Below are 10,547 nucleotides of genomic sequence, written 5' to 3' on the forward strand. Positions count from 1 at the left end.
AGCGCCGGGAACGGCAGGCCTGGCCTGTGGAAGGAACTCAGGTTTCAGCACTCCACCCCACCAGGACAAACCTCGCGCTGCCCCAGCGAATCCTCACCCCTCGTGGGCAAGCTGGGCCGGTCAACTCACGCAGCAGTAACCAACCGGCGGGTCCGGCCACGGACAGCCATAATGATGCGGCACACCACATAAATGGCAAACGAAATCGTAGTGACGTAGGGACTGATGGGAATACGCCCGCCCAGAGCCAAAAGAATGCCGCCCACAGCAGAAACCAGGGCAAAGATGACACTCAGGCCGACGACCAGACGCGGCGAAGAGGTCACAAGCAGAGCAGCAGCCGCAGGAGTAATCAGAAGCGAAAGCACCAGAAGGGCACCCACAACCTGAATGGAGAGGGCAACCGAAAGCCCCAAAAGGAACATAAACACGATGGAAAGCACACCCACCGGAACACCACGGGCCTGCGCAAGCTCCGGATCAGCACTGGCAAACGTCAACGGACGCCACACAACAACAAGACCCACAACAACGACGGCGGCACAAATAGCCAGAAGATCCAGCTGCACACTGTCCACAGCAACAATCTGCCCGGTAAGCAGACCAAACTTGTTCGCAGAACGCCCCTCATAGAGAGCAAGGAACAAGATCCCCAAGCCAAGGCCAAACGGCATGATGACGCCGGTAATCGAGTTCCGGTCACGGGCCTTCAAACCCAGCAGCGCAAGAATCAGGGCAGCAGCGATGGAACCGGCCAGAGAGCCAAGAACAACGTTGGCTCCCAGAAGCAGAGCAAGAGCAGCACCGGCAAAGGACAGTTCGGCAATACCGTGAACAGCAAACGCCAGATCCCGCATCATCACAAAAACGCCAATAAGCCCGCCAACCAGACCCAGAATGGCAGCAGCCCAAAGCGAATTGGTCACCAGGGGAAGCAGCTGACCGTAGTCGCTGAAGTCAAACACTGAAGAGACGAACTCAGAAAGGTCCAAGATCGGCCTCACTTTCACCGTGGTGGTGCGTAGTTGCATCAGGAACGCCAAGCACCACAATCCGGCCGTGGCTGCGCAGCACCTCAACATGTGAGCCGTACATATCCGAAAGGACATCAGAGCGCAGGACTTCCGACGGCGTACCGGTTCGGAACTGGCCACCGGCCAGGTACAGAACCCGGTCAACATAGTCGATGATCGGATTGATCTCGTGAGTCACAAAAACAACGGCAGAGTCGTTCACATGCGCACGCGCGTCAATGAGAGCACTGATGGCCTGCTGGTGGTGCAAGTCGAGAGAGAGAAGTGGTTCATCGCAAAGCAGCAGGTCAGGATCCGTGGCCAGGGCCTGGGCAGCACGCAGCCGCTGGAGCTCACCGCCGGACAGCTTGCCCACCGGAGCATCGGCATAGCTCGTGGCACCAACCTGCGCCAGAAGCTCATCAACCCGGGCACGGACGGGACCGCGGCGCAGGCGGATACCCCACTTGTCGCCGTCGACCCCCATACCCACAAGATCCCGCGCACGCAGCGGCGTTCCGGGTGCAAAGGTCTTCTGCTGGGGAATGTAGCCGATATCCTTGCTGCCGCGCTCAACCCTGTGCCCGTTGACAGTGACGGTACCGGCACTGAGCGGCTGCAGCCCGAGAAGCACCTTCAAAAGCGTGGTCTTCCCGGTGCCGTTGGGCCCCAGGACAGCAAGGAACTCCCCAGCATGGATATCCAGGTCCAGTCCCTGCCAGAGCGTACGGCTGCCAAAGGCCATGGAGGCCCCGCGCAGCTGTACGACGGCGCGGCTCACTTCAGGACGTCCTGAATAGCCGTCACGTTGCGGTCCATCCAGGCAAGGAAGTCCTCGCCCTCAGGCAGCGTCTCAGAGAAGTCGACGACGGGAACACCCGCGTTTTCGGCAGTGCCGCGGACAGCTTCAGTCTGCGAGGTTGAGGTCTGTTCGTTGTAGGCCAGGAAGGCAATGTCTCCGGAAGCCACAAGGTCATTCATCTCCTTGAGCACAGCCGGCGGAACATCCTGGCCTTCCTCCACAGCCTCGGTGAAATCGTCCGGGGTGACGTTGTGCAGTCCGGCATCTTCCAAAAGGTAGGCAGGGACCGGCTCGGTCATTGCGACGTCGCGGCCTTCAGCTGCCGTACGAAGCTCGGCGAGCCGGTCCTCGAGGTCCTGGATGCCTGAAGCGAAGCTGGCCGCGTTGTCCCGGAAGGCCTGCTCATTCTCCGGATCCAGCTCGGCCAGGCGCTGGGCTGCGGCCTCGGCCAGCAGCCCCATGGCCTCCGGGTCGTACCAGACGTGTTCGTTGAACGCGCCGTGCGAGTGACCAGCGTGGTCATCGCCCGCTTCCTCACTCTCGTGGTCCTCCCCCTCGTGCCCCTCATCCTCAAGCCCGGAGATTTCGACGGCGTTGAGCACATTCTCTGAGGCAACGGACTCTTCCTGGACCAGGGTCTCCATAAAGGAGTCGTATCCCCCGCCGTTCAGGACAACTACAGCTGCTTCGGAGACGGCCAGCTTGTCCCGGGCAGTCGCCTCATAGGAGTGCGGATCCTGGGACGGGCGGTTGATGATCGACTCGACGCTGACGAACTCGCCGCCCACTGATTCAAGGATGTTCCCGTACACGTTCGTGGAAGCTACCACCCGGATGGTGTCCCCATCCTCGACTGCTCCGCTGTCATCTCCGGAATTTCCTGAGCAGGCGGACAGCGCAAGTGCAGCGGCGGTCAGAATTCCGGCCACACGGATGGGCAGGCGGCGCATAGTGTCAGTTTCCCCGTTTCGAGTCTGGTGCAGCCTCCGGCGGCACCGGGGCTTGATCAGCATAACCTAAACGCGAATCATTCGCATCTAAGCAGACACTGTCTGCGCTGTTAGCCGGTGAAGCTCTCACCGGACCGGCGCAGCCCCTGGGCCTGGGTAGCATCCCGGATCTCTCCCACCAGCTGTTCGATGATGTCTTCCAGGAACAGCACCCCGCGGGTCTGGGCATCGTCACCGAGGACACGGGCCACATGGGAGCCCGTGCGCTGCATGACAGCCAGCGCGTCCTCGATTCCGTCACTAAGGCGCAGGTTGGCCAGTGTGCGGACCTTGTTCTCCGTGATCGGCCGTTCGTAGGCTTCCTCGGGGATCGCCATGACGTCTTTCAGATGCATGTAGCCGGTGAAATTGCCGGCTTCATCCATCAGCACAAAACGGGAGAACCCGGTACGGCCAACCGCCTTCTCGAACTCTGCCGGTGTGCAGTCCGTGCGCAGGGTAACCAGCTCATCAAGGGGCACCATGACTTCCCCGGCAGTCTGCCCGGAGAACTCGAGCGCCCCCGAAATGACCCCCGAATCATCCGCCACCAGGCCGTGCCGGGTGGATTCCTGCACGATCGACTGCACTTCCTGCAGGGTGAAAGACGAGGTCACCTCATCCTTGGGCGTGATCCCGACGACGCGCAGCGCATGGTTGGCGATCCAGTTCAGGCTGGCAGTGATGGGTCGGACCACGCGCGAGATCATGACCAGCGGCGGAGCCAGGGCCAGAGCAGCGCGGTCAGCCACGGAGACCGAAATATTCTTCGGCACCATTTCGCCGACGGTCACGTGAAGGAAGGTCACGAACAGCAGTGCCGCCAGGAACCCGGACAGGTCCGCAATCTCGGTAGGCACGCCCACTGCCTCAAGCGGGGCCGCCAGCAGATGGTGGATCGCGGGCTCAGCGACGTACAGGATGAGCAGCGAACACACCGTAATGCCCAACTGGGCACACGCCAGCATCAGCGAGACGTGCTCCATGGCCCAGAGAGTGGTCTTGGCACGCTTGGATCCGGCGTCGGCCAGAGGTTCGATCTGGCTGCGCCGAGCGGACATGACTGCGAACTCCGCACCCACAAAGAAGGCGTTGCCCAGCAGCAGGACGACTAGCCAGAAAATGCCTGCAAGGTCGCTCATCGCGTTTCCTTCCTGCGGGCAGGCGCGGCCACTGCACTGTCCACGGCCCGCGCGCCATGGGCGGTAACCGGCGCAGCGTCTGAACCACCTAAGCCACCCGAAGCACCGGATCCACCGGAACCACCGGAAGCACCGGATCCAGCCAACGCTGCAGCGCGCTCCTGCCGGCCCGACGGCGTCGACTCAGCCTCGGTTTCGGCTTCCTGATCCGGTTCACCGGGAACAAAACAGACGCGGTCAATCCTGCGTCCGTCCATGCGTTCAACTTCCAGCATTCCGCCCGGAACCGGCACGGTGTCACCAACCTCGGCAATACGGCCAAGTTCAGCCATGATGTAGCCGCCCACGGTTTCATAACCGGAGTCGTCCGGCACGTGCAGGGACGGAATTAAATCGGACACTTCATCCGGACGCATGATGCCCGGGAAGTACCAGTACCCCGAGGCGCTCTGCAGCACGCCGGGTTTGAGCTTGTCATGTTCATCGGAAACCTCGCCGACGATTTCTTCCACAAGGTCCTCCAGCGTGGCGACGCCGGCGGTGCCGCCGTATTCATCGAGCACGACGGCGAGCTGCAGGTTCGCGCTGCGCAGTTCCGAGAGCAGCGAATCCAGATGCACGGTCTCCGGCACCCGCAGGATGTCGCTCATGATCGCAGCTGCAGGCAGCTCGGCCCGCTTCCGCCGCGGAACGGCAACAGCCTTCTTCACATGGACGACGCCGCGGATGTCATCCGGGGAATCGCCAAGGATGGGAAAGCGTGAATAGCCGGTACGGCGGGCTGCTTCGATGACGTCGGAAACGGGCTGGTCGGCGTCGATCGTTTCAAGCCGGATCCGCGGAGTCATGACATCCGCAGCGGTCCGTTCGGAGAAGGAGAGTGTCCGGGCAAGGAAGTTGGCGGTCCCGGCATCCAGCGTCCCCATTTCAGCCGAGCGGCGCACCATCGAGGAGAGCTCTGCAGGAGTCCTGGCCCCGGACACCTCTTCCTTGGCTTCGAGGCCAAAGAGGTTCAGCACCTTGTTGGAGAATCCGTTCAGCACAAGGATGGCCGGCTTGAACAGGAAGGTGAAAGCCAGCTGCGGGCGCGCCAGCAGGCGTCCCACTTTAAAGGGAAGGGCGATGGACATGTTCTTGGGAATCAGTTCCCCAAGCAACATTGATAGCAGGGTGGCGAGCACCATGGCCGCCACAACAGACACCGAAAGCGACGCCGCTGGCGGAAGCCCCAGCGATGCAAGGGGTCCCTGCAGCAGCCGGCCAACGGACGGTTCCATCACGTAACCGGTCAGCAGGGTGGTCAGGGTGATACCCAGCTGGCAGCTTGAAAGCTGGGTGGAAAGAGTGGTTAGGCAGCGGAGCAGCGGCTCCGCCCGGGTATCTCCGTCTTCCACCGCACGGCGCACGGTGGGCTGGTCCAAGGCGACCAGGGAGAATTCGACGGCCACGAAAAAGCCGGTGCCGCAGATAAGCAGCAGCCCGGCCAGAAGGAAAAGCCACTCCATCTCAGGAACCAGCCTCGGCGCGCAGGCACGGACTCGGGGTTCCCCGGGAGACTAATGGCGGATTACCTCCGGAAGGGGGATCGGCTGAAGCCGGACTGGAAGGCTCCGATGACGCTGCCGGAGAGTGCGGGGATCTTGTGCGGGCGTTGCCGGCTCTGTGCATCCGTGCGGGTGTAAACGCAGTGGATGCAGGCCGGCGCCTAGAGTTGCTGTCCATAGACCTTCCAGTTTACAGCTTTGGCTCCCGCGCACCAGAACAATTTCCGCAGGGCACCACCGTGCGCAATCTCGCGCTGGAAGCTGAGCAAAGTGTGTCGGATCCCACAAGAGGACACCGCTGAGATTGGCCACTTCCGCCGATCTGTAACTAGACTTGCAACCAAGTCTCGGTCACTGCGCACCGGGCCGCACCAGCAAGTCTTGAGGCGGAAGCGCTCAGATCATGGTGCCATCAGGGCAAACGGCAACTCATGGAAGAGGCGTATATCTAGTGCCAGACCAACCCAACCACCGCCTGCCGGAGGAATTCGGCGGGAACGAATGGCTTGTCGACGAATTGTACGAGCAGTACCTCAAGGACAAGAATTCCGTCGACAAGAAGTGGTGGAGCATTTTCGACTCCTTTAAGGCAGAGGACGCAAAGTCCGACGCCGGTAATTCAGCCTCCGGTAACGGTTCGACTCCCCCGAGCGAACTCGGCGCCAACCCGGCCACCCGCCAGCTGCCCGTTGTGAACACCGAAGCCCAGGCCCCGAAGGCCTCCGCCGAGTCCCCTGCAGCGACCCAGCAGTCCGGAAAGCCCCCCGTGGCCAAGGAAGCAAATTCGGCCAAGGACGAGCCGAAGTCGGCTGCTGCCGCCGCGAAGCAGGAGACCAAGCCCGAAACCAAGCCCGCGCCCATCCCGGCCCAGCTGCCCAAGACCAAGCCCAGCACGGAGACGGAAGAAGACACCGTCACGGTGCTGCGCGGTCCGGCCAAGGCAATCGCCACCAACATGGACCTCAGCCTGAGCGTGCCCACGGCCACCACCGTGCGTGCAGTTCCGGCCAAGCTGCTCATTGACAACCGCATTGTCATCAACAGCCACCTGGAACGTGCACGCGGCGGCAAAGTTTCCTTCACCCACCTGCTCGGCTACGCCATCATCCGTGCGGCCGCCCAGTTCCCGTCCCAGAACGTTTACTACGACGAGGTTGACGGCAAGCCCGTTGCTGTCCAGCCCGCGCACATCAACTTCGGCCTGGCCATCGACATGCCCAAGCCGGACGGAACCCGCCTGCTGGTGGTCCCGAACATCAAGAAGGCAGAAACCCTGAACTTCTCCGAGTTCTGGCACGCCTACGAAGACCTGGTCAAGCGCACCCGCGCCGGCAAGCTCACCGCTGATGACTACAAGGGCACCACGATCTCCCTGACCAATCCGGGCGGCATCGGAACGGTTCACTCCGTACCGCGCCTGTCCAAGGGCCAGGCCTGCATCATCGGTGCCGGCGCCCTTGAGTACCCGGCAGAGTTCCAGGGCGCGAATGAGAAGATCCTCGCCCGCAACGCGATCTCCAAGATCATCACCCTGACCTCCACCTATGACCACCGTGTCATCCAGGGTGCCGGCAGCGGCGAGTTCCTGCGCATCATCCACCAGCTGCTGCTGGGTGAGCAGAACTTCTACGATGACATCTTTGAGTCGCTGCGCATCCCGTACGAGCCGGTTCGCTGGAGCCCGGACATCCAGGTCAACCCGGACGAGCAGATCAACAAGGTCGCCCGCATCCAGCAGCTGATCCACGCTTACCGCGTGCGCGGCCACCTGATGGCGGACACCAACCCGCTGGAGTACGTCCAGCGCCGCCATGCGGACCTGGATATCCTGAACCACGGCCTGACCCTCTGGGACCTGGACCGCGAATGGCCCACCGGAGGCTTCGGCGGCAAGCCGATGCTCAAGCTGCGCAAGATCCTCGGTGTGCTGCGTGATGCTTACTGCCGTACCGCAGGCATCGAGTACATGCACATCCAGGATCCGGAGGAACGCTCCTGGTTCCAGAACCGCCTCGAGGCTCCGTACAGCAAGCCGTCCCGCGAAGAGCAGCTCCGTATCCTGAGCAAGCTCAACGCCGCAGAAGCCTTCGAGACCTTCCTGCAGACGAAGTTCGTCGGCCAGAAGCGCTTCTCGCTGGAAGGCGGGGAGTCCCTGATTCCGCTGCTGGACGCCGTCATTTCCGGTGCCGCAGACGAAGGCATGGAAGAAGTGGGCATTGGCATGGCCCACCGCGGCCGCCTGAACGTGCTCACCAACATTGCCGGCAAGACCTATGCCCAGGTCTTCCGCGAGTTCGAAGGCACCCAGGATCCGCGCTCGGTCCAGGGCTCGGGTGATGTGAAGTACCACCTCGGCACCGAAGGCACCTTCACCTCGGACAACGGCAACCAGACCAAGGTCTACCTTGCCGCTAACCCGTCCCACCTTGAGGCCGGCGACTCCGTCCTCGAAGGCATTGTCCGCGCCAAGCAGGACCGGCTGGACCGCGGCGACGAGTTCCCCGTCCTGCCGATCCTGATCCACGGTGATGCGGCCTTCGCAGGGCAGGGTGTGGTCGCGGAAACGCTGAACCTCTCCCAGCTGCGCGGCTACCGCACCGGCGGCACGATCCACGTGATCGTGAACAACCAGGTTGGCTTCACCACCGCACCGACGTCTTCACGTTCCTCCGTTTACGCCACCGACGTCGCCAAGATGGTTCAGGCGCCGATCTTCCACGTGAACGGCGACGATCCCGAGCAGGTTGTCCGGATGGCCCAGCTGGCGTTCGACTACCGCCAGCGGTTCAACAAGGACGTCGTCATCGACATGGTGTGCTACCGCCGCCGCGGCCACAATGAGGGTGACGATCCCTCGATGACGCAGCCGATGATGTACTCCCTGATCGAGGCCAAGCGTTCGGTGCGCAAGCTCTACACCGAATCGCTGATCGGCCGCGGCGACATCAGCCAGGAAGAAGCTGAGCAGGCACTTCGCGACTACCAGAGCCGCCTTGAGCGGGTCTTCGCGGAAACGCATGCCGCCCAGACTTCCCCGATCCCGGTCATCACCAAGGACTCCGAGGCTGTCTCCGACCTGGAGCGCCCCGCCGCGCAGCAGGAAGGCTCCACCATCGTGGCGCCGGCCAGCACCGCGATCTCCGCGGACACCCTGGCGCGGATCGGCAAGGCACATGTGACCATTCCCGAAGGGTTCACGGTCCACCCGAAGCTGAAGTCCCTGCTGGAGAAGCGCGAGCAGATGTCCCGCGAGGGCAACATCGACTGGGGCTTCGCCGAGATTGCGGCCTTCGGTTCGCTGCTTATGGAAGGTGTCCCCGTCCGGCTTGCGGGCCAGGACTCCCGCCGCGGCACGTTCACGCAGCGCCACGCCGTGTTCCACGACCGCGCCACCGGCACAGAGTGGACCCCGCTGAGCGACCTGGATCCGAATCAGGCAAAGCTGTGGATCTACGACTCCCTGCTGTCCGAATTTGCTGCCCTCGGCTTCGAATACGGCTACTCGGTGGAGCGTCCGGATGCACTGGTCCTGTGGGAAGCGCAGTTCGGTGACTTCGTCAACGGCGCCCAGACCATCATTGACGAGTTCATCTCCTCTGCTGAGCAGAAGTGGGGCCAGCGCTCCTCGCTCGTCATGATGCTGCCGCACGGCTACGAAGGCCAGGGACCGGACCACTCCTCCGCCCGGATCGAACGCTTCCTGCAGATGTGTGCCGAGGACAACATGATCGTGGCCAACCCCACGACCGGTGCCTCGCACTTCCACCTGCTGCGCCGCCAGGCGTACAGCCGGCCGCGCAAGCCGCTGGTGATCTTCACCCCGAAGCAGCTGCTGCGTCTGAAGGCAGCAGCGACCTCGGTGGATGACTTCACACAGGGTTCGTTCCAGCCGGTCATCGGCGAGCACGCTGAGCTGGACGGCAACGCCGTGGACAAGGTGCTGCTGGTCTCCGGCCGCCTGTACTACGACCTGCTGGCCAACCGCCAGAAGGCCGGAGACGAGAAGACTGCGATCATCCGTGTGGAGCAGCTTTACCCGCTGCCGTACAAGGAAATCCAGGAAGCCGTCGCCAAGTACCCGAACGCGGAGCTCATCTGGGCACAGGACGAGCCGGCTAACCAGGGTCCGTGGCCGTTCATCGGCCTGAACCTGCCGCCGGAACTGGACCGCCCGCTGCGGCTGGTCTCCCGTCCTGCATCGGCTTCCACCGCCACCGGCTCGGCCAAGCGCCACGCCGTTGAGCAGGACATCCTGGTCAAGAAGGCGTTCGAACGCCGCTAATAGGTTAGGTTTGGGTGGGGCACCGGGGGGGGGCCCCCCCCCGGCTTTTAACCCACTGCTCTTAACCCACCCTTCGACACCCGCAACTGAAAAGGGAACTCGTGGAACAACGCAGAATCAGGCTCGCTGCGGTCGGTGACGAACTGCTCGCCGGTCATGGCGATCCCCGTGCCCTGGGCTGGCTTGGACGCGTGCTGGCCCGCACCACGCCGGACAACGCCACTCTCGAGGCGTACAGCCTCGCGGCCCCGGGCGAGGGAACGGAAGCCCTGGCCAACCGCTGGCTTATGGAAGCAGGCCGGCGGTTCGATGAGACGTGCGAGAACAGGCTGGTGATCGGCCTTTCCGACCGCGATCTCGACTTGGAGCTTTCCACGGCCCGCAGCCGGCTCAACCTGGCCAACATCCTGGACGGCGCTGCCCAGATGAGCATCAAGGTCCTGGTGGTAGGTCCCCCGCCCGGGCTCGACGCCGAACGCAACCGCCGGCTCGCGGACCTCTCCGCTGCCTTCGGTGACGTCACCACCCGCCGCAAGCACGTCTACGTGGACACCCTGACCCCGCTGCTGAACCATGAGCAGTGGCGCACCGACCTCGCGGCGAACGGCGGTACCCCGGGCCAGGCCGGTTACGGCCTCATTGCCTGGCTGGTCCTGCACCGCGGCTGGTTCCGCTGGCTGGACCTGCCGGATATGAACTAGAGCTTCCTCCTGCCAATACAGAAAAGGGGGGCGGCGGGGGGGGGGCCGGTGGGGGGTGGGGGGGCGCCCCCCCC

7 protein-coding genes are annotated in these 10,547 nt (G+C 63.2%); 2 read left to right on the plus strand and 5 right to left on the minus strand.

Features of this window, described 5'->3' with window-relative positions; genetic code table 11:
- Positions 1-125: 125 nt before the first annotated feature.
- From TVC13_RS08380 to TVC13_RS08400, 5 genes are all read right to left on the minus strand, one after another.
- Positions 126-992 carry a metal ABC transporter permease gene (locus tag TVC13_RS08380; protein ID WP_422400761.1) on the minus strand — a complete coding sequence of 289 codons (867 nt, stop codon included), beginning with the start codon at positions 990-992 and terminating at the stop codon, positions 126-128.
- A complete protein-coding gene (locus tag TVC13_RS08385) occupies positions 979-1,758 on the minus strand; it encodes a metal ABC transporter ATP-binding protein (protein WP_422400766.1) in 780 nt (259 codons plus the stop codon). The genes TVC13_RS08380 and TVC13_RS08385 overlap by 14 nt, the downstream gene beginning before the upstream one ends.
- A 32-nt stretch (positions 1,759-1,790) precedes the next feature.
- Positions 1,791-2,765 (minus strand): metal ABC transporter solute-binding protein, Zn/Mn family, encoded by a 975-nt coding sequence (locus TVC13_RS08390; protein WP_422400762.1) that lies wholly within the window; start codon positions 2,763-2,765, stop codon positions 1,791-1,793.
- Between the two features lie 110 nt (positions 2,766-2,875).
- Positions 2,876-3,946: a hemolysin family protein gene (locus tag TVC13_RS08395; RefSeq protein ID WP_422400763.1), complete on the minus strand. Its 1,071-nt coding sequence runs from the start codon at positions 3,944-3,946 to the stop codon at positions 2,876-2,878.
- Positions 3,943-5,451 carry a hemolysin family protein gene (locus TVC13_RS08400; protein ID WP_422400764.1) on the minus strand — a complete coding sequence of 503 codons (1,509 nt, stop codon included), beginning with the start codon at positions 5,449-5,451 and terminating at the stop codon, positions 3,943-3,945. Before TVC13_RS08400 ends, TVC13_RS08395 begins: the two co-directional genes overlap by 4 nt.
- A 490-nt stretch (positions 5,452-5,941) precedes the next feature.
- Between TVC13_RS08400 and TVC13_RS08405 the strand changes: the two genes are divergently transcribed.
- Together TVC13_RS08405 and TVC13_RS08410 are read left to right on the plus strand one after the other, a co-directional pair.
- Complete coding sequence (locus TVC13_RS08405; RefSeq protein WP_422400765.1) at positions 5,942-9,772, plus strand: multifunctional oxoglutarate decarboxylase/oxoglutarate dehydrogenase thiamine pyrophosphate-binding subunit/dihydrolipoyllysine-residue succinyltransferase subunit; 3,831 nt, start codon at positions 5,942-5,944, stop codon at positions 9,770-9,772.
- 101 nt (positions 9,773-9,873) lie between these two features.
- The gene (locus tag TVC13_RS08410; protein WP_152226931.1) at positions 9,874-10,473 is read left to right on the plus strand and encodes a GDSL-type esterase/lipase family protein; all 600 of its coding nucleotides are present in this window, start codon (positions 9,874-9,876) and stop codon (positions 10,471-10,473) included.
- Positions 10,474-10,547 lie beyond the last annotated feature (74 nt).

The sequence above is a fragment of the Arthrobacter sp. 3Tela_A genome (assembly GCF_049311025.1).
Taxonomy (GTDB): domain Bacteria; phylum Actinomycetota; class Actinomycetes; order Actinomycetales; family Micrococcaceae; genus Arthrobacter_B.

Coding starts and splice junctions, on each gene's coding strand:
- TVC13_RS08385 (WP_422400766.1), bottom strand. CDS start 1,758: ATGGCCTTTGGCAGCCGTACGCTCTGGCAGGGACTGGACCTGGATATC.
- TVC13_RS08395 (WP_422400763.1), bottom strand. CDS start 3,946: ATGAGCGACCTTGCAGGCATTTTCTGGCTAGTCGTCCTGCTGCTGGGC.
- TVC13_RS08390 (WP_422400762.1), bottom strand. CDS start 2,765: ATGCGCCGCCTGCCCATCCGTGTGGCCGGAATTCTGACCGCCGCTGCA.
- TVC13_RS08400 (WP_422400764.1), bottom strand. CDS start 5,451: ATGGAGTGGCTTTTCCTTCTGGCCGGGCTGCTGCTTATCTGCGGCACC.